Raw genomic sequence first — 19,494 nt, forward strand, 5'->3', positions numbered from 1 at the left:
GTACTGTTAGTTGTGTGTTGTTTTTATGCTAATTCAGGTTTTTGCCCTAAAACTCCTAAATGCCTAAAATGTTCTACAATGGCTTTACGCATGGTTTCGTATTCATTATATGGCAAATTAAATTCGATGGCAGTTTCTTTTACAATTTTAGCTAATTTATCATAATGTACATGAGAAATGTGCGGAAAAATATGATGTTCAACTTGATGATTTAAACCACCAGTATAGAAATTTACTAACCAATTGCTAGGAGCAAAGTTAGAAGTTGTATATAATTGATGGACTGCCCAAGTGTGTTCTAAATTACCGTCTTTATCTGGAATTGGCATTTCTGTATTTGGTACGATATGTGCCAATTGAAAAACCAAACTTAGAATCATACCAGCTGTATAGTGCATTACAAAAAAGCCGATAATTATTTTCCACCATGCCACATCTAAAACTAATAAAGGTAAGACAATCCAAAGGGCATAATAGGCAACTTTAGAAACAACCAACTTTGTCCATTCTGTTGTAGGATTTGGAAATTTACCATAAGATAATTTTCTTTTTAAATACCGGTGCATTTGCTTAATATCTGTAGTAATAGCCCAGTTAATTGTTAACAAACCGTATAAGAAGATAGAATAATATTTTTGAAGTTTATGAATTTTCAACCATTTAGAATGTAGCGAAAAACGAATAATTCTTCCGGCATCTATATCTTCATCATGGTCTTTTATATTTGTAAATGTATGGTGTAAAACATTGTGTTGTACCTTCCAGTTATACACATTTCCAGCTAAAATATAAATACTGCTTCCCATTAACTTATTTACCCATTTTCTTTTAGAAAACGATTCATGATTAGCATCGTGCATTACATTCATACCAACACCAGCCATTCCTATTCCTGTTAAAATCATTAGTAAACCCATTGCCCACTGTGGCATAGAAACGGTTAGCACTAATATAAACGGAATTAGAAATAAAGAAAACATAATAATTGCTTTGGTATACAATTTCCAGTTTCCTGTTCTTTTTAACTCGTTTTCTTTGAAATAAGTATTTACTCTTTTATTTAGAGTTCGAAAGAATTTAGCCTTATCTACTCTTGAGAAATTTATTGTTTTCATTCAGTATTTTAATATTGAGTTGCAAAAATAATCTTTTTGAATTTGCTTTTTATGATAAACGTCAGTTTTTGTTACGAATTGTTTGTAAACTATAACTATTTTTGCAAATCAAACATTACTTAGATGGATATCATTCACAAATATTTTAAAGATTTATCAGAAACACAAGTTCAACAATTTAACAAGTTACAAGAGTTGTACCAAGATTGGAATTTGAAAATAAATGTTGTTTCAAGAAAAGATATAGACGAATTATATCTACGCCATGTTTTACATTCTTTAGGAATAGCAAAAGTGGTGCAGTTTAAACCAGGGTCTAAAGTGTTAGATGTTGGTACAGGTGGTGGTTTTCCTGGTATTCCGTTGGCCATTTTATTTCCAGAAACTCAGTTTCACTTGGTAGATTCTATCGGTAAAAAGATAAAAGTTGTCAATGAAGTTGTAGAAGGTTTAGGTTTAGAAAATGTAAAAACAACCAATGGCAGAGTAGAAGAAGTGAAAGATACGTATGATTTTATTGTAAGTAGAGCCGTGGCACAAATGGAAACTTTTGTGGGGTGGACTAAAGGTAGAATTGCTAAAAAACAAAATCACGATTTAAAAAACGGAATTTTATATTTAAAAGGTGGTGATTTATCTGAAGAATTAAAATTATATACGTCTGCTACCATTTATGATTTAACAGATTATTTCGAAGAAGATTTTTACGAAACCAAAAAAGTGGTTCATTTAGGGATGAAGTTTAAAGGCTAATACTTTAAAGTAACCTTTAGAAGTCTTCGATAAAAAAGAAAATTTATATAAAAGATGCACTTTCTAGTGCATCTTTTATATTTTAAACATATTTTTTGAAGTACTTTTATACTTACTAAAGTTGTGTTTAGCAGATTAACAATAACCTGCTTTGTCCTGTTTTTTCCTTTGGTGCTCGATGCAAACAAGGTAAGACTTTACTTTTAGGATGATCGATTGCCAACTTCCATAAATGACCAACTCCTAATTGAATTGGTTTTGCACTTAATTTAGCTTGATAATGTAAATCAAAGAAAAACTCTGTCAAAAATTCTTCAAAACCTTCCCCCTCTTCTTCTCCATATAATTTTTTAAGTTCTGCTCGTATTTCGGGATTAAGGATTTTTTGAATGGCTTGAGAATTTGGCAATATTTCACTTGATTCGCCAATGTACGTGCATAAAAACGTGTCGGTTGGTATTGGAGAACGGTCTACATGAAAAGAATAAACATCGGTAGGAAAAAAGGGGAAAGCATCATCTCTGTCGTAATTTTTTATGATATTAAGAGTTGGGGATGCACCATGTTTTTTTAATAGTTTCATGTCATTTAAAAGAAGATTACGAGCAAGTTGCCCTTGTTCACTTAATTGTAGTTCAAGAAGTTCTTCTGGGTGAAGTTCTGCTATATTTTCATTTTGTGTTCCCTTTTTAACAATTTCAGAAAAATCACCTCTTAATTTACGCTCCCAGCGCATTGCATTTATTTCTCCATGAAATGGCGAAGAAATTAGGTCTTTAAAATTGGTTACATTCTGAATTTGATTCTCGGTGTGAGCTAAATCGATCATAATAATGGGTGACTTTAATACTAATATGAAATCATTTTTAGGACTTGTTATGTTTTTTTTGATAAAATTCTTAAAAAATAGAAGAAGCAGTTTTTGTTGTAAACTTTTCTAAAAACAACATTCCTTTGTAAGAATTTCCTTTTTCGTTTAATTTCGGACTCCAAACTGTCATACAGAATTTATCTGGATGAATAGCAATAATACCGCCACCGACACCACTTTTTCCTGGCAAACCAACACGAAAAGCAAACTCGCCAGATTCATCATAAAAACCACAAGTAAGCATTACTGCATTTATCCTTTTTGCTTCATTCATAGTAAGTATTCTTTTTCCTTTTACAGTTGTATAAAAATCGTCAGCTAAATATAAAAAGATTTGAGAAAGCTCTTTACAGTTCATTTCTAAGGAACAGATATGAAAGTAGAAATCTAAGACATCATCAACATTATTCTTAATGTTTCCAAAAGATTTTATAAAATTACACAAAGCAACATTTCTAAAACCAACACTTTTTTCTGATTGTGCAACTTTCTCATTGTAGCTTAAAGAGGTATTGTTAGAAATCTCTTTACAAAAATTCAAAAAATCTTCTTTCGGATTTTCTAAATGACTCAATAAAACATCACAAACTACAAGTGCACCAGAATTTATAAACGGATTTCTAGGTTTTCCTAAATCTGCTTCTAATTGTAAAAGTGAGTTAAAAGGGTTTCCAGAAGGCTCTACGTCAACTCTTTTCCATAACGGTTCCCCTTCTAATTTGTAAGCGAAGGTTAATGACAATATTTTAGCAATACTTTGTATGGAAAATTTCTTTTCAAAATCACCCACTCCAAAACTTTCTTTATTGATGGTTGTAATGTTTATCCCTAAATTATCAGGAGCTACAAATGCCAACTCAGGAATATAATCCGCTATTTTCCCTGTATCTTCAACATCTTTTAAATCTAAATAAATGTCTTCAATTATTTTTTTATAGTTTTCCATCAATAATTTAATATTTGTGCAACAAACTTATAAAAAAATACTTTTATGAAATAATGGAAAATAACAATTCAAAATTTTATTATCCATTTAAAATTAAAAGAATTTTTCGTAGCAAAAAAAAACAATGGGAAAAAAGCAATTAGAAAGTTATTTCTATAGAAAAGTACATCTCAATTTATTGTTCGCACTAATCTTAGAAGAATTTTCCTCAAAATTTTTATGAACTCGCCCTCATTTTTACAAGCATAAAAAAAAAGGTAAGAACGATTAGCATAAAATGGATTCAGTTTAAATAGCATTTTGAAATAAAATTACATTTCTTTTTCGTAAAACACTGCGAATATTCAGTATATTAGTTGGGACTAATTAATATATTAAAAGATGAAAATTTTTATTTTAAAGTGGTATCCAATTATTTTGGCATTCCTTTGTTTATTATACTCCGTAGGATATGGCTTATTAGGCATGACAGATGAAGCTCAATACTCAGCACATTGGCCAGGTACAATATTATTGTTTGCAATAGCAATTAGACAAAGAAGAACCAAATGAGTATAGGATTTTTTATAGTAGGGGGTATCATATTCTCGCTATATATAGGGCTAACCTTATGGAACATATATGTATCAAGCAAGAATAGTAAAAAAGAAAATTACCCAGACAAAAAGTAAAAGGTAGTTTTTTCGTTTTTAGGTATCGTTGCAGGCTAATTTAGTTTGCAACGAACTAGCGCAATAAAACCAACGAGTATTGTAAAGCTTTTTTTTTAGGTTGATAATGGTCTTGGATTATTGTAAAGCTTCCCGAAGATATTCTAAGGGTTCTAGCTTTGTTACAGAAAATTAGCTTATAAAGTAAAAAAGGAATTACATGTTGTAATTCCTTTTTTACTGTTTTATCATTCCTGCGAAGGCAGGAATCTAAACTTTATTTTTATGAGATTCCTCAATCGCTTAAAAAAGCTCATTTCGGAATGACAGGCGTTGTATTTTATAAAAGCTCTACAAACAAACCTTCATCGGTTTTAGATACTTTGGCAACATCTTTCTTTGTTAAACCTTTAATGGTTTTGTCCCATTTCTTGTTAGACAAACCAGATTGAATTTTTAAATCGTTTAAATCGATTTTTTCAGCTTTCGTAATAATTGCTAAAACGGTTTTTTCTTCATCGTTTAATTCTATAGAAGGTGCTTTTTTCTCTGGTCTCATTTGAGGAAAGAAAAGTACTTCTTGTATCGATTGATTGTTGGTTAAGAACATAATTAAACGGTCCATTCCAATTCCCATACCAGATGTTGGTGGCATACCATATTCTAAAGCTCTTAAGAAATCTTCATCTATAAATTCAGTCGCTTCATCATCTCCTTTTTGTGCTAATTTTAATTGATGCTCAAAACGTTCACGTTGGTCAATTGGGTCGTTTAATTCAGAATATGCATTTGCAATTTCTTTACCACAAACCATTAACTCAAAACGCTCTGTTAATTCTGGGTTGTCTCTGTGTTCTTTACAAAGTGGAGACATTTCTTTCGGATAATCGGTAATAAAAGTTGGCTGAATGTAGTTTCCTTCACATTTTTCACCAAAAATTTCATCAATTAATTTTCCTTTCCCCATCGTTTCATCGACAGGAATATTCATGCCTTTTGCAGCTTCTCTAATTTGATCCTCTGTTTTTCCATTAATGTCAAAACCAGTAAAATGTTTAATAGAATCTGCCATGGTTACTCTTGCGTATGGCGCTTTAAAGTCTATTTTGTGTTCACCAAAAGTAGCTTCAGAAGTTCCGTTTACCGCAATTGCACAATGCTCTAAAAGTTGCTCACAGAAATCCATCATCCAATTGTAATCTTTGTACGAAACATAGATTTCCATGGCAGTAAATTCAGGATTATGCGTTCTGTCCATTCCTTCATTTCTAAAGTTTTTCGAGAATTCATACACGCCATCAAAACCACCAACAATTAATCTTTTAAGATACAATTCATTCGCTATTCTCATGTACAACGGAATGTCTAAAGAATTGTGATGTGTTATAAAAGGTCTTGCTGCTGCACCACCAGGAATTGGTTGTAAAACCGGCGTTTCAACTTCAAAATAACCAGCGTCATTAAAGAAAGAACGCATGGCGTTAAACAATTTTGTTCTCTTAATAAACACCTCTTTTACGTGCGGATTCACCACTAAATCTGCATACCGTTGTCTGTAACGCATCTCTGGGTCTGTAAAAGCGTCAAAAGTAACACCATCTTTTACTTTAGGCATTGGCAAAGGTTTTAACGCTTTACTCAATACTTTAAAAGATTTTACTTTTACGGTTTTCTCACCTACTTTAGTTGTAAATAATTCACCTTCAACCCCTATAAAATCACCTAAATCTAGTAATTTTTTAAAGACATCATTGTACAAAGTTTTATCTTCTCCGGCACAAATTTCATCTCTGTTAAAATAAAGCTGAATTCTACCTTCACCATCTTGCAACTGCGCAAAAGAAGCTTTTCCTTGAATATTTATAACCATTAAACGGCCTGCAATAACCACCTGTTTACTTTCTGCGTAGTGCTCTTTTATTTCTTTCGAGTTAGTATCTACTGGAAATAAATCTGCAGGATACGGGTTGATCCCCAAATCTCTTAACTTTGCTAGCTTTTCTCTACGTACAACTTCTTGTTCTGATAATTGCATTTCTTATATATTAGTGATAATTTTTAAAGACTGCAAAGATACAACGTTATAATAATTTGGCAATTGAAGATTTCGATAAAATAAGAATATTTTATTGTAGATATCATAAAACGTTGTATATTTGCCCGCTACTTTTTGTTGAAGTAGCATTTAGTTGTGTTGTTTGGCACTTTATAAAAAGTGTCGTGGTTTTGTTAACCAATGGAAAGCTTCCCTTAAATGGGACGCTTTTTTTTTGCTCTTTATTTTTTTTTGAAGCTACTTCCAGCTTTCCGCACTCGCTTTTTTTATTCAGAAATAGCATAAAAAAGAGCTCAAACAAATGCTTCAATCTGGGCTAAACATTTTTACGAGCGTACTTAAAAGACGTAAAAGAAGACCAAGTAATTGTTTCAATCATAGAAATACTAAACCGGTGAAGACCTATTTTAAATTTTAGTTTCTTTTTATCAATGAAATAGAAATATAACAAACAAATTGCTTCAAGATTTTTCCTCACAATTACACATTATAAAAGATGTTTTCTATGTGTTTTAAGGCATCAGAAAAACTCACTTTTAAATTCCCAAAACTTCCTCAAAAATAAAATAACAAATACAAAAGCCACAGCAAACTCAATCGTTGCAGAAGCTAACAAACCAATAAAAGACCCAAATGACGCTTTTATAGCTCTTTTTCTATCGGATGTATCATATATTAATTCTCCAATAAATGCACCTAAAAAAGCACCAATTAAGATTCCAAACGGAATAGGAGTAAGCAAACCTACAATTAAACCAATGGTGGTTCCATAAACGCCATATTTACTTCCGCCAAAACGTTTCGCACCAATTGCAGGAATTATATAATCTAGCAGCGATATAAGGAGTGCAATGGCTAAAGTAATTCCTAAGAAAGTCCAATTCATAGGAATTACAGTCGTAAAATGTAAAACTAATAAGCCAAACCAACCCGTTAAACAACCTGGTAGAATTGGTAGAAAAGAACCTATAATTCCTAGAAGTACCAAAAGAAAGCCAATAATTAGTAAGAAAATATCCATCGTTTTTTTTGTTATCGAGAACTTAATATAAAATACTTCTTTTTAAAGTTTGAGATTGTTTCGTCCTTCGCAATACTATAGTTCATTCTTTAATACAACAAAAGTACAAAACCTTTGTTACAGTAAATTTACAACTAAAAAATTAGTTCAAACTAAATAATTAGTTATATTTGTATTGTTGAACTAAAAGATTAGTTAAGGATATGAGTAAACAATTAACAAAAGCAGAAGAGCAAATAATGCAAGTCTTATGGAATTTGCAAGAAGCATCTGTGAAAGAGGTAATCGCAGAATTGCCAGCACCAAAACCAGCATATAATACGGTTTCTACAATTATTAGAATTTTAGAAACTAAAAAATTTGTAGACCATAAACCAGTAGGAAGAGGGTTTTTATATTATCCAATCATAGAAAAACAAACGTATAGCAACCAAAGTTTACATAAATTAATGAATGGTTATTTCGATGGTTCTTTTAAAAGCATGGTTTCCTTTTTTGTAAAAGAAAATAAAATGGATGTAAAAGAATTGGAGTCTATTTTAAAGGAAGTGAATAGAAAAGAATAGGCAAGTAGTCAGTTTCAATTATTGTAAAAAAGGAGTAAACGGTTTTCAGTTGCAGTTTGCAGTTAGAATTGTACTTCTAAACAAAATTTTAAAATAGAAAAGTTCTATTGTTATTTTGGTGTAGAATGAGGGGAAATCTCATTTTTAAAAGTAAAGTTGTCTCAAGTGAGATTGCTCAATCGCCCAAAAAGGCTCATTTCGAAATGACATTCTGAAAAAGCAAAAAAAAACCTATGATAAATTATATACTACAAGTTGTCTTATTTCAGGTATTGTTCTTGGCAATTTATGATTTCTTTCTAAGCAAAGAAACCTTCTTTACTAAAAACAGGTGGTATTTATTAAGTACACCCGTTTTGTCTTTTTTATTACCGTTGATTAAAATACCAACATTTCAAAAAGCGATTCCGCAAGAATATATCGTCTATTTACCCGAAATTATTTTATCACCAGAAAAAGTAATACAAGAAACTTCTTGGTATCAATCTATCAATTATATTGATGTTTTATTTGGATTCGGAGTTCTTGTTTTTAGTGTGTTATTCTTGGCAAAACTGCTACAGATTATCAATTTAATTAGGACTTATAAACGGACAAAGAAAGATGGTTACACATTGGTTTTAATTCCGAAGCAAACAAAAGCATTTTCATTTTTTAACTATATTTTTTTAGGAGACGAAATTCCTGATGCTCAAAAAGAACAAGTAATTGCACATGAATTGGTGCATAGCAAACAAAAACATTCTTTCGATTTATTGTTCTTTGAATTTTTGAAAATTGTGATGTGGTTTAATCCGATGATTTTTATCTACCAGAAAAGAATCACTTTAGTACACGAATACATTTCTGATGAAGTAGCCACAAAATCTGCACCTAAAGAAAATTATATCAATCAATTGCTATCTAACTTTTTTCAGGTTGAAGATATTGCGTTTATCAACCAGTTTTACAAACAAACATTAATTAAAAAAAGAATTATTATGATGAAGAAAAAACAATCAAAAAAAATGAATCAATTAAAGTATTTGGTATTGATTCCTGTATTAATTAGTATGCTTTTTTACACTTCTTGTTCGGAGAATAGTTCAGGTGAAACTCTAGCTAAAAAAGAATTGCAAACTATGTACTTTAATAATAATGGAGAAATTACAGCAACTATTGGTAAAAAAGAAACTTATTTAGATTTTTATATAGGGTTAGGAGATGATTCGTTGTCAAAAGAAGATGAAGTTAGTGAGAACGAATTGAGCGAAGGAGAAAAAAATGAATTTTTAGCGCTTAAAAATTCTTTTGGAGATGGGGACAAAATAAACTATGAATATAAAGTTTATAAATATAAAAAAGGAAGAAAAGTTATGACTTTCATTCCAGATTTTTCTAAAATGAAAAAGAACAAAGGAAAAGCTTCTGATGGTTCAGTCAACTTCCTTACAATAGAAGAGGCACCAACATTTCCTGGTTGTGATTCTGGAGATAAAGACTGTTTCTCTAAAATGATTCTAAAGCATTTCAAAAGAGATTTTAACACTGCGTTACCAAATCAGTTAGGCTTAAGTGCTGGTAAGAAAAGAGTATTTGTTGGTTTTAAAGTGAATGAAAATGGAGATGTTGTAGGTATTCAAGCAAGAGGACCACATAAAACAATAGAAGAAGAAATTATAAGAGTAATGAATACGTTACCTAAAATGAAGCCTGGTAAACAGGAAGGAAAAAAGATAGCTGTGAGCTATAACATTCCGCTTGTAATAGTTATTGAATAAAATTAGTATAATGAAAAAGAGAATTTTAATTGTAGTATTATTTGTAATTGTAAAAGTCGGGGTGCAAACTCCGGCTTTTTTAACAATAGATAGTTTGTTCGAAAACGGAAGGTGTCAATTGACTTTTTTAATATAAAGAAAGATGTATTTGCCTTACGGAAGTAATGAGCGATGGTGTCTTAAAAATAATTTCCGACATAAAAAAAGATTACTTTATGCGAGGGGAAAAGTTAGTATATAAAATTCATTAAATTTTAGTAATTTCACACATTAAATAGAAGTATGTTTTTACGTGTTTTTTCTTTTCTAATAATGACTATCTGCATCACATCTTGTGATCAATTTTCATTTTCAAAAAACAGTAAAAATCAACAAGTGCTAGATACGTTTGTTAATTTTTCTTCGGTAGATACGTCACCGTCTTTCAAAATTTGCGACTCTTTCATTAATAAAGAAGAGCAGTCTAATTGTTTTAGAAATACAATTCATAGCAAAATAGGAGCGGAGCTACAAAAACATGAGTTTACGATTAAAGATGCTATTTCAGAAATTATTTATGTAGACTTATTAATTTCCTCTAAAGGAAAAATTATTTTAGAGGCAATACAAGCATCAGAAAATATTAAAATACAATTACCAAAATTAGACAGTATTTTAAAGGTTTCTGTTGCAGGAATTCCGCATATTTATCCTGCGATTAAAAGAGGAATTCCCGTAACTACAAAGTATAGGTTACCAATTCTAATTCAAGTAAAAGAGTAGTTTTTTATTTCTTCGGAAAGAAACAAGAGACCAAAAAATAAAGGTTGTCTGTTCTTTCGAGATTTCGAAATGAACAACACAACCTTTCATATAATGTGCTTCTAAAAAGTTTAGAAGTATGAGTGTCTATAAATTGCAACAGGGTTGCTTAATTAAGCATCTCCCAAAGTTTATCTTTCAATTCTTGCAAACCAGTTTCTGCTACAGAAGATATAAATAAAGCTTCCACACCTTCTGGTAGGTCTGCTTTAATTTCTGCTTGCAACTCATCATCTAGCATGTCTGTTTTAGAAATTGCCAATAAACGGTCTTTGTCTAATAATTCTGGATTGTGTTGTTTCAACTCATTCAGTAGAATTGCATATTCTTTATTAATGTCGTCGCTATCTGCAGGAATTAAGAACAATAAAGTAGAATTACGTTCAATATGACGTAGAAAACGATGTCCTAATCCTTTGCCGTCTGCAGCACCTTCAATAATCCCTGGAATGTCTGCAATAACAAAAGTTTGCTGATTTCTGTGTTCTACAATTCCTAAGTTTGGTTTTAAGGTTGTAAACGCATAATCTGCAATTTTTGGTTTTGCCGAAGTTAAAACAGATAGTAAAGTAGATTTTCCGGCATTAGGAAAACCAACCAAACCAACATCTGCTAATAATTTTAGTTCGATTCTAAACCAACCATCTAGACCATCTATACCTGGTTGCGCATATCTAGGAGTTTGATTTGTAGAAGATTTAAAATTCCAGTTTCCAAGTCCGCCTTTTCCACCAGGTAATAAAATTACTTCTTTACCATGTTCTGTAATTTCATGTAAAATTTCATCGGTATCTGCATCTCTTATAATTGTACCCAAAGGCACATCTACAAAAACATCTTCTGCATCGCGCCCAGTACTTCTACTTTTACTACCAGCACCACCGCCTTCTGCTCTAAAGTGACGTTTAAATTTTAAGTGGAACAACGTCCACATATTTTTATCACCACGTAAGATAATGTGACCTCCACGTCCACCATCTCCACCATCGGGTCCACCTTTGGTTATGTATTTTTCTCTGTGTAAATGCACAGAACCTTGTCCTCCTTTACCAGAAGTTGCGTATACTTTTATATAATCGACAAAATTTCCTTCAGTCATGTTTTCTTTTTAATGGTGTAATTGTTAAATGGTGTAATTTTCGATGTAATATGTATTCAAAAAAAGTACACATTTAAACAACTGCAAAGTTACACATTTTAAAGGGTATCAAACACTTTAGAAATGCGTTGTGTAATTTCTTCAACAGAACCGACACCGTTAATTCCGTAGTATTTATCTTGATCCTCAAAATAATCCTTTAAAATTGCTGTTTTTGTATGGTATTCATTAAAACGATTTCTGATTTTGCTTTCATCAGTATCATCTGTTCTACCGCTTGTTTTTCCTCTTTCTAATAAACGAGTTACTAAAATATCTTCTGGTACTTCTAGTGCAATCATGGCGTTTACTTGTTCACCTTTTTCTTCTAAAAAGAGATCTAAAGCTTCTGCTTGAGATTGTGTTCTAGGAAAACCATCAAAAATAAAACCATTTGCATCGGCATTTTTTTCTACTTCTGCTTTTAGCATTTCTATGGTAACTTCATCTGGCACTAAATCGCCTTCATCCATATATTTTTTAGCTAACAAACCTAATTTTGTTTCATTTTTAATATTGAAACGAAAGACATCTCCAGTAGAAATATGTAATAGATTGTACATGTTTTTTAAAAATTCTGCTTGTGTTCCTTTTCCGGCTCCTGGAGGGCCAAATAATACGATGTTTTTCATTTTTGGTGTTGTTGATAGTTGATATATTTCTGGATAATTTCTTCCTAAGCCATTATAATCTAAACCGTAACCAACAATAAATTTATCATCAATACTTAGACCGATGTAATCTATTGGTAATTCTTTTCTAAAAACTTCTGGTTTAAAAAATAAAGTGGCTATTTTTAGTTGTTTAACATTTTTGTGTCGAAAGATATTATAAATTTCCTGAAGTGTTGTACCGGTATCTATAATGTCTTCTAATATGATGACCGTTCTCCCCGTTAAATCTTCATTAAGGCCTACTAGGTGCTTTACATTGTCTGTTGTAGAAGTACCTTCATAAGAAGCTAATTTAACAAAAGAGATTTCACAGTCTCCTTCGAATGCTCTCATAAAGTCTGCTGCAAATAAGAAGCAACCATTTAAAATACCAACAAAAATAGGGACTTCATCTTTAGGTAAATCTGCTTTTACACTTTTTGCTAAATATTTTACAATAGCCGAAATTTTATCCTTATTAATATAAGGTTTAAAATATAAATCTTGAAGTTTTATAATACTCATAAGAGTGCAAATATAACTGCTAATATTGAAATGGAAAAACCGTTTTCTTATGAATTACTAAAACAAGTTCAGCATAAGAAAACGGTTTTAAATATGTTAAATTAGAATTAATCGTTCTTTTCTTCTTTTTTAGAAGTATCGTACATAATTGGTGTTGCTACAAATAATGATGAATAGGTACCAACAATTACACCTACAATAAGCGCAAACATAAATCCTTTAATAGAATCTCCTCCAAAAGAGAAGATGGCTAACATTACTAATAATGTTGTTAAAGAAGTGTTTATGGTTCTACCTAATGTAGAGCTTAAAGCTTTGTCTACTACTTGGCTATATTTCCAATTAGGGTGTGTTCCTGTAAACTCTCTAATTCTATCGAAAATTACCACCGTATCATTCAAAGAATACCCTACAACCGTTAAGATGGCGGCTATAAAAGATTGACCAATTTCCATATCAAAAGGCATGAAACTATAGGTTATAGAGAATACAGCCAATACAATTAATACATCATGGAAAACTGCAATTACAGCTCCAATAGAGAAAGAAACTTTTCTAAAACGCAATAAAATGTATAAGAAAACAATTAGTAAAGATCCAAAAACAGCATATAAAGCATCTGTTTTAATATCATCTGCAATTGTTGGTTCTACCTTAATATAACTCATTACACCAGAACCTTCTTTTTCAAAACCAGGTTTAAAGTTTTCATAGGTAGTGTTTCCAATATAAGGTTTTAAGCTTGTATATAAGGCATTCTGAACTTCTTCATCTACCTCTTGCCCTTCGTCTTCAATTCTATAAGCGGTTGTTATTTTTAATTGGTTTGGTGTTCCGTACGTTTTTACTTCAGGAGCAGAACCAAAAGCATCTTTTAAAGTTTCTGCAACCTTTGTAGAATTCATGTCTTGATCGAAACGAACCACAAAAGAACGACCTCCTTTAAAATCAACACCTTGTTTTAACCCGATTGAGAATATAGAAATAAGACCACCAATAATAAGACCACCAGAAACAATATATGCAAATTTACGTTTCTTTAAGAACTCTACATTTATATTCTGAAACCATCCTTTAGAAACAGAAGTATTAAACGTTAACTTAGAATTTCTATTGATTGCTCCATCAATTAACAAACGTGTAATAAATACAGCCGTAAATAATGAAGTTGCAATACCAATCATTAATGTTAATGCAAAACCTTTAATTGGTCCTGTACCAAAAACATATAAAATAATACCTGTTAATAGCGTGGTAATGTTTGCATCAATAATTGCAGATAAAGCACCTTTTACAGAGAATCCTTCTTCTACAGATTGTTTTAAACCTTTCTTCTTAAATAAACTTTCTTTAATTCTTTCGAAGATAATTACGTTTGCATCCACAGACATACCAATGGTTAAAATAATACCGGCAATACCAGGTAATGTTAACACAGCATTAAAAGAGGCTAAAATACCGAAGATAAACAAGATGTTTACTGCCAATGCAATATCTGCATATAAACCCGCTTTTCCATAGTATAAAACCATCCATAGTAAAACTAATAAAATAGCTAAACCAAAAGAACTAATAGAAGCATCGATAGATTCTTGTCCTAAAGAGGGCCCTACAACTTCTGCTTGAATAATTCTTGCAGCAGCTGGTAATTTACCTGCTTTTAAGACCGTTGCAATATCTTCTGCTTCAGTAATGGTCATGCTTCCACCAGAAATAGAAGTACTACCTCCTGTAATTGCATTGTTTACTGTTGGTGCCGTGTAGACGTTGTTGTCTAAAACTACCGCAATAAATTTATTTTTTTGAGCTGCTAAATCTGTTGTTAGTTTTGCCCAAGCTTTAGAAGCACCACTATTCATAGTCATGCTAACTTCTGGTTTATTTAATTGACTAAAAACTTGAGAAGCATCTAAAATAACATCGCCTTCTAAAGGGGCAACATCATTTCTATTCGATTTTATTGCATATAAAGCAACTAATTCATCTGCTTCAAAATTATTATTTGAAGCTCCTGGTTGTTGCGTAGAAAAAGATTTGTAATCCCATAAGAATTTTACATAACGCAATTCATTTGGTAGTAAATCTCTAATTTCTTTTCTTTTTAATAAATCATTTACAGTTGCTGTGTCTAAAACTTTAGCATATCCAATGGTAGAGCTTAATTGCGCTTGCATTGGACTTAAGTAAGAGAAAAGCATTTTTTGATTTACTTGCGTAGAATCAATAGATTCTCCTAATAAATCATCAATATCATCTTTTTTAACAATGTCTTTAACTTTTTCTGTTACAGAAGTATCTTTTAACAATTCTATCGATTTAGAATTTGCTACCGATAAATATTGTAAAACTTCTGCATTAGAATAGACTTCCCAAAACTGTAATTCAGCTTTGCTAGTAATTAATGAAGTTACACGTTCAATATCTTTAGCGCCTGGTAATTCAATCTGAATTCTACCAGAATTTCCAATTCTTTGAATGTTTGGAGAAGCAACTCCAAATTTATCAATTCTACTTCTTAATACTTCAAAAGCAGTACCAATAGAACTATTAATTTCTTTTTGTAGTGTTTCTCTAACAGAAATATTATTTTCATTAAAAGAAATTTTCTCACTTAACGCTTTTGTTCCAAAAATTGAAGGATCACTTAATTTAGTGTCTCCAGCAATTTTTTCAAACTCCTCGAAGAATAAGTCTAAGTAATTTGAATTACTACTTTTTTGCTTGTCATCTGCAGTTTCTAAAGCTTTATTAAAAGCTTCATTTTTAGAATCGTTCGATAAATTCTTTAAAACTTCTTTTACAGAAACTTGTAAGATAGCGTTGATACCTCCTTTTAAATCAAGACCAAGATTCATTTCTTTGTCTCTCACATCATTGTAAGTATATTGTGCAATACCTATGTCTATAATGTCTTTGTTTGCAACACTGTCTAAATATTTCTTTTCAGAAGCAGCTTTCTTTCTTGCATCATTATCAGTTACCTTTAATTCAGCATATTCTTTAGCATCCGTTTCTACTTTGTTTGCTAAAAATGTGAATGATAATTGATATAAACTTACTATTCCGAAAAGAATAGCAAATACTTTAATCAGTCCTTTGTTTTGCATGTTCGTTATTTTATGTCGACTTTCTTTTTTTTAAAACGAGCAAATATATTGTTTCTCGTAAAATCTGACAATTATTTTTGGTGATTGTTTTTTGTTATCATGAGTATGATACTCATAAATTTAAAGAGGTTGCAAAAAATGTAAATTCATACATTTTTTAGCTCGTGTACTTTTGGGGGCCAGCCCTAACCTCTGGCTCTTTGTAAGAAGTTCTATTCTTTATAAAAGGATTGCTTTTGTTAACTTTATATGCAGTTTTATAAAGTTGATCTGTTTTGTGCTGCTCTAAGTTTTTTGCAAGAGCTAAATAATTTACAGTTGTAAATCTATCAGAATTATATTTTATTTCAAATACAAATTGGTCATGTATATTAGAGTTGTCAGTTCTACCAGTTAATTTATAGATGTCAATACTGTAATTAGAAGAGTCGTTATCATTCTCTTTGTCTTCAGAATTTTGATTTAAAACTAATTTATGCTGTTTTGTAAGCACTTCTTTAATATTAGCGATATCAACAGCACTGTAATAAGAGATTTTTAAAGTACCTTTTTTGTTTGTTTTGATGATGATATTTGCAACGCCAAATTTTAAGAGCTTTTCTTTTACTGTAGCAACTGTTCTTTTAATCTCTTTTTTGTTGATTTTAGCGTCAACAAATTCTAGCATAATTTCTTGATTTGGTATCGAAACTAGCTCTTGGGATGCACTAAAGTAAATAAATAATAAAAAGAAAGTACTAATGTACCATTTTGCTTGCATGAGCCAAATATATAAAAAAGATTGCTTCTTACTTCTTAATTAAACAATCTTATTTAATGCTGTAAAATGCAGTTTTTAGAGTAAGGGTATAAGAGTTTTAAAATTCTTATTTTTGACTATATTTATGCTCTTCAAATCAACACACAATAAAACATAAATAGTAGTTATGGCACATCAAACTGATATTGCAATTGCACAAGCAAAAACATTGCAACATATAAAAAACATCGCTAAAAAATTAAAGATAGCAGAAGACGATTTAGAAATGTACGGTAAGTACAAGGCAAAATTACCATTATCTTTAATTGATGATGAAAAAATAAAAAATAATAATTTAGTTTTGGTTACTGCGTTGACTCCAACACCTGCAGGTGAAGGGAAAACTACCGTTTCTATTGGTTTAACAGAAGGTTTAAATAAAATAGGAAAACAAGCAACGGTGGTTTTAAGAGAGCCTTCTTTAGGGCCTATTTTTGGAATGAAAGGGGGTGCTGCTGGTGGCGGATATTCGCAAGTTGTGCCCATGGAAGACATTAACTTACATTTTACGGGTGATTTTAACGCAGTCGAAAAAGCAAATAATTTACTGTCTGCTTTAATTGATAATAATATTCAGAGTAAAACCAATAACTTAAACATCGATCCTAGAACAATTCTTTGGAAACGGGTGATTGATATGAATGATAGATCTCTACGTGACATTACCATTGGTTTGGGTGGAACTTCAAACGGTGTGCCGAGACAAGATGGTTTTAATATTACCCCAGCTTCAGAAGTGATGGCGATACTTTGTATGGCTTCTAATTTAGAAAATCTAAAAGAACGTTTAGGAAACATCTTTATTGGCTTCACTTTTGATAGAAACCCCATTTTTGCAAGAGATTTAAAAGCAGAAAATGCGATGGCTATTTTGTTGAAAGATGCCATCAAACCTAATTTAGTGCAGACCTTAGAAGAAAATCCTGCCATTATTCATGGCGGACCGTTTGCAAACATTGCACAAGGAACCAACACGATTATTGCAACAAAAATGGGATTGTCATTATCTAACTATGTGGTTACCGAGGCTGGTTTTGGTGCAGATTTAGGTGCTGAAAAGTTTTTGAATATCAAATCTCAGTTTGCAAATCTAAATCCTAAATGTGTGGTTTTAGTTGCTACAATTAGAGCTTTACGTCATCATGGAGGTGCCAAATCAGAAGAGTATAATACAGCAGATCTAGAAAAAGTGAAAGACGGATTCAAAAATCTTGAAAAGCATATAGAAAATATTAGAAAATTTAACATAGAACCGGTGGTTGCAATAAACTCTTTTGTTTCAGATTCTGAAGAAGAAGTGCAGTTTGTAATTGATGCCTGTGCCAACTTAGGAGTAAAAGCAGTTTTGTCTGAAGGTTGGGCAAATGGAGGTGAAGGAACTAAAAATTTAGCAAAAGCTGTTGTGGATGTTGTTGAAAATAAAGCGACACAATACAAACCTTTGTATAATTGGAAATCTCCTATTAAAGAGAAGATTGAAATTATTGCGAAAGAAATGTACGGAGCAGGTAAGGTTGTTTATGATACGAAGGCTGAATTAAACCTTAGAAGAATAGATAAATTAGGATTCAATGATTTTGCTGTTTGTATGGCAAAAACACAAAAATCTTTTTCTGATGATGCGAATTTAATAGGAAGACCTACTGGTTTTACAATTACGGTTCGTGAAATTGAAATAGCAGCAGGAGCAGAGTTTGTAATTCCTATTTTAGGAAAAATGATGCGAATGCCTGGGTTGCCACCAATTCCTGCATCCGAAAAGATGAGCATTGATAATAATGGTGTTATTTCTGGATTGTCTTAAAAGGTAGTATTTGCACGATTTCTAAAACTTTAATTTTGCTTATTAATTAAACACAGGATGAAGTGAAGCTTGTGGTAATTGATGCACCAACTTTTTTAATTGCCTGTGGATGCATCCACAGGCAATTAAAATGATAACATTGTATTGGCTTTAGTCAAACTTATTGCTGTTTTATCAGATAATTGATATTATTTTTCTGTATATCTTTAAAAGATCATCATCCAGTAATATTGGCAATTATGAGCCTATCAAATATTTTTTCACCAAAGGATTTTCAATTGAGTTTGTAAACAAATTCATTTAAGTATAATTACTGGTATTTCTTTTTGATTTTATGGTAAGTTCCCACAAAATTTTGTTTTGCATTGCTAATTGCAATCATTGTTGTACGATTAAAACTATGAACTGAATAATTAACCAGTACTCGCCTTTACAGGAACACAGATAGTTTTTTTAAAATTTACTGAACCTCAAAAATTAGCGAAGTAGTGCTGCGTTATTTGGGTAGTATGTTTTTGGAGTTTGTTACTAAAGTTTTGGCTCTTTGTTACTGAAGTTTTTTGTAAATATTGTACAATAATTTATTAAAAGTTGTACAATAAATCTGTAAATAAAGTAGAATAAATTAAGATTTAATGTAGTATTTTGTTGTTGCTTGTAAAAACCAGGCATATAAAGGGATATAGAAAGATACAAAGATTAAACGTAAAAAATGGCATTACTGTATAGAATTACTAAAAGAAGCAATGCTATTGGCGATAAGGAAAATCAATATATTTTACAGGCAGTAAATACAAGGACTATAGATTTACATCGCCTAAGCAATTATATTAGCAATGAATGTAGATTGGCATAGTGTAGCTGTAAAAGTGGTTTTAATAGCGTTGGGGAACAAATTAGATTTTCTTTAAGGGATGGTAAAATTGTAA

16 protein-coding genes and 1 pseudogene are annotated in these 19,494 nt (G+C 31.2%); 7 read left to right on the forward strand and 10 right to left on the reverse strand.

Translation table 11 applies throughout. The annotated features are described in order from the left end of the window. Window positions 1-23: 23 nt before the first annotated feature. Complete coding sequence (locus ES045_RS09610; protein ID WP_147115869.1) at window positions 24-1,115, reverse strand: fatty acid desaturase family protein; 1,092 nt, start codon at window positions 1,113-1,115, stop codon at window positions 24-26. Window positions 1,116-1,238: 123 nt separating this feature from the next. Here ES045_RS09610 and rsmG point away from each other — a divergent pair, with 123 nt between their 5' ends. Beyond that, window positions 1,239-1,868 carry a 16S rRNA (guanine(527)-N(7))-methyltransferase RsmG gene (gene rsmG / locus ES045_RS09615; protein ID WP_147115871.1) on the forward strand — a complete coding sequence of 210 codons (630 nt, stop codon included), beginning with the start codon at window positions 1,239-1,241 and terminating at the stop codon, window positions 1,866-1,868. A gap of 127 nt (window positions 1,869-1,995) precedes the next feature. On the opposite strand, the gene ES045_RS09620 is transcribed toward rsmG, so the two are convergent. From ES045_RS09620 to ES045_RS09635, 4 genes are all read right to left on the reverse strand, one after another. Further along, a complete protein-coding gene (locus ES045_RS09620; protein WP_147115873.1) occupies window positions 1,996-2,697 on the reverse strand; it encodes a hypothetical protein in 702 nt (233 codons plus the stop codon). A 70-nt stretch (window positions 2,698-2,767) separates the two neighbouring features. After that, window positions 2,768-3,685: a glutaminase gene (locus tag ES045_RS09625; RefSeq protein ID WP_147115875.1), complete on the reverse strand. Its 918-nt coding sequence runs from the start codon at window positions 3,683-3,685 to the stop codon at window positions 2,768-2,770. Between the two features lie 990 nt (window positions 3,686-4,675). Next, window positions 4,676-6,370 carry a lysine--tRNA ligase gene (gene lysS, locus ES045_RS09630; RefSeq protein WP_147115877.1) on the reverse strand — a complete coding sequence of 565 codons (1,695 nt, stop codon included), beginning with the start codon at window positions 6,368-6,370 and terminating at the stop codon, window positions 4,676-4,678. A 541-nt stretch (window positions 6,371-6,911) separates the two neighbouring features. Further along, a complete protein-coding gene (locus ES045_RS09635) occupies window positions 6,912-7,412 on the reverse strand; it encodes a DUF456 domain-containing protein (protein WP_147115879.1) in 501 nt (166 codons plus the stop codon). 203 nt (window positions 7,413-7,615) lie between these two features. Here ES045_RS09635 and ES045_RS09640 point away from each other — a divergent pair, with 203 nt between their 5' ends. The 4 genes from ES045_RS09640 to ES045_RS09650 all read left to right on the forward strand — a co-directional run bounded on the left by ES045_RS09640 (window position 7,616) and on the right by ES045_RS09650 (window position 10,500). Beyond that, window positions 7,616-7,978 carry a BlaI/MecI/CopY family transcriptional regulator gene (locus ES045_RS09640; protein WP_147115881.1) on the forward strand — a complete coding sequence of 121 codons (363 nt, stop codon included), beginning with the start codon at window positions 7,616-7,618 and terminating at the stop codon, window positions 7,976-7,978. A 233-nt stretch (window positions 7,979-8,211) separates the two neighbouring features. Then, complete coding sequence (locus ES045_RS09645) at window positions 8,212-9,738, forward strand: M56 family metallopeptidase (RefSeq protein ID WP_147115883.1); 1,527 nt, start codon at window positions 8,212-8,214, stop codon at window positions 9,736-9,738. A gap of 10 nt (window positions 9,739-9,748) precedes the next feature. Continuing rightward, window positions 9,749-9,874, forward strand: a complete 126-nt coding sequence (locus ES045_RS16740) for a hypothetical protein (protein ID WP_262712861.1) — start codon at window positions 9,749-9,751, stop codon at window positions 9,872-9,874. Window positions 9,875-10,050: 176 nt separating this feature from the next. Continuing rightward, window positions 10,051-10,500 (forward strand): hypothetical protein, encoded by a 450-nt coding sequence (locus tag ES045_RS09650; protein ID WP_223267224.1) that lies wholly within the window; start codon window positions 10,051-10,053, stop codon window positions 10,498-10,500. A gap of 148 nt (window positions 10,501-10,648) precedes the next feature. On the opposite strand, the gene obgE is transcribed toward ES045_RS09650, so the two are convergent. From obgE to ES045_RS09670, 4 genes are all read right to left on the reverse strand, one after another. Next, window positions 10,649-11,638 (reverse strand): GTPase ObgE, encoded by a 990-nt coding sequence (gene obgE / locus ES045_RS09655; RefSeq protein WP_147115887.1) that lies wholly within the window; start codon window positions 11,636-11,638, stop codon window positions 10,649-10,651. A gap of 98 nt (window positions 11,639-11,736) precedes the next feature. Continuing rightward, a complete protein-coding gene (locus ES045_RS09660) occupies window positions 11,737-12,855 on the reverse strand; it encodes an adenylate kinase (protein ID WP_147115889.1) in 1,119 nt (372 codons plus the stop codon). A 107-nt stretch (window positions 12,856-12,962) separates the two neighbouring features. Continuing rightward, window positions 12,963-15,962 carry a protein translocase subunit SecDF gene (gene secDF, locus ES045_RS09665; protein ID WP_147115890.1) on the reverse strand — a complete coding sequence of 1,000 codons (3,000 nt, stop codon included), beginning with the start codon at window positions 15,960-15,962 and terminating at the stop codon, window positions 12,963-12,965. Window positions 15,963-16,119: 157 nt separating this feature from the next. Beyond that, entirely contained in the window at window positions 16,120-16,722 is a 603-nt protein-coding gene (locus ES045_RS09670) for a hypothetical protein (RefSeq protein ID WP_147115892.1), read from the reverse strand. Between the two features lie 166 nt (window positions 16,723-16,888). Between ES045_RS09670 and ES045_RS09675 the strand changes: the two genes are divergently transcribed. After that, window positions 16,889-18,565 carry a formate--tetrahydrofolate ligase gene (locus ES045_RS09675; protein WP_147115895.1) on the forward strand — a complete coding sequence of 559 codons (1,677 nt, stop codon included), beginning with the start codon at window positions 16,889-16,891 and terminating at the stop codon, window positions 18,563-18,565. Between the two features lie 274 nt (window positions 18,566-18,839). Here ES045_RS09675 and ES045_RS16640 read toward each other — a convergent pair. Beyond that, a pseudogene (locus ES045_RS16640) lies at window positions 18,840-18,944 on the reverse strand (transposase); the annotation flags it as partial. 333 nt (window positions 18,945-19,277) lie between these two features. Between ES045_RS16640 and ES045_RS09680 the strand changes: the two are divergent. After that, entirely contained in the window at window positions 19,278-19,421 is a 144-nt protein-coding gene (locus ES045_RS09680) for a hypothetical protein (RefSeq protein ID WP_189663070.1), read from the forward strand. Window positions 19,422-19,494: the final 73 nt, after the last annotated feature.

Origin of the sequence: Polaribacter sp. IC073 (assembly GCF_007997075.1) — a bacterium.
GTDB lineage: Bacteria > Bacteroidota > Bacteroidia > Flavobacteriales > Flavobacteriaceae > Polaribacter.

Coding starts and splice junctions, on each gene's coding strand:
- ES045_RS09610 (WP_147115869.1), bottom strand. CDS start 1,115: ATGAAAACAATAAATTTCTCAAGAGTAGATAAGGCTAAATTCTTTCGA.
- rsmG (WP_147115871.1), top strand. CDS start 1,239: ATGGATATCATTCACAAATATTTTAAAGATTTATCAGAAACACAAGTT.
- ES045_RS09620 (WP_147115873.1), bottom strand. CDS start 2,697: ATGATCGATTTAGCTCACACCGAGAATCAAATTCAGAATGTAACCAAT.
- ES045_RS09625 (WP_147115875.1), bottom strand. CDS start 3,685: ATGGAAAACTATAAAAAAATAATTGAAGACATTTATTTAGATTTAAAA.
- lysS (WP_147115877.1), bottom strand. CDS start 6,370: ATGCAATTATCAGAACAAGAAGTTGTACGTAGAGAAAAGCTAGCAAAG.
- ES045_RS09635 (WP_147115879.1), bottom strand. CDS start 7,412: ATGGATATTTTCTTACTAATTATTGGCTTTCTTTTGGTACTTCTAGGA.
- ES045_RS09640 (WP_147115881.1), top strand. CDS start 7,616: ATGAGTAAACAATTAACAAAAGCAGAAGAGCAAATAATGCAAGTCTTA.
- ES045_RS09645 (WP_147115883.1), top strand. CDS start 8,212: ATGATAAATTATATACTACAAGTTGTCTTATTTCAGGTATTGTTCTTG.
- ES045_RS16740 (WP_262712861.1), top strand. CDS start 9,749: ATGAAAAAGAGAATTTTAATTGTAGTATTATTTGTAATTGTAAAAGTC.
- ES045_RS09650 (WP_223267224.1), top strand. CDS start 10,051: ATGACTATCTGCATCACATCTTGTGATCAATTTTCATTTTCAAAAAAC.
- obgE (WP_147115887.1), bottom strand. CDS start 11,638: ATGACTGAAGGAAATTTTGTCGATTATATAAAAGTATACGCAACTTCT.
- ES045_RS09660 (WP_147115889.1), bottom strand. CDS start 12,855: ATGAGTATTATAAAACTTCAAGATTTATATTTTAAACCTTATATTAAT.
- secDF (WP_147115890.1), bottom strand. CDS start 15,962: ATGCAAAACAAAGGACTGATTAAAGTATTTGCTATTCTTTTCGGAATA.
- ES045_RS09670 (WP_147115892.1), bottom strand. CDS start 16,722: ATGCAAGCAAAATGGTACATTAGTACTTTCTTTTTATTATTTATTTAC.
- ES045_RS09675 (WP_147115895.1), top strand. CDS start 16,889: ATGGCACATCAAACTGATATTGCAATTGCACAAGCAAAAACATTGCAA.
- ES045_RS09680 (WP_189663070.1), top strand. CDS start 19,278: ATGGCATTACTGTATAGAATTACTAAAAGAAGCAATGCTATTGGCGAT.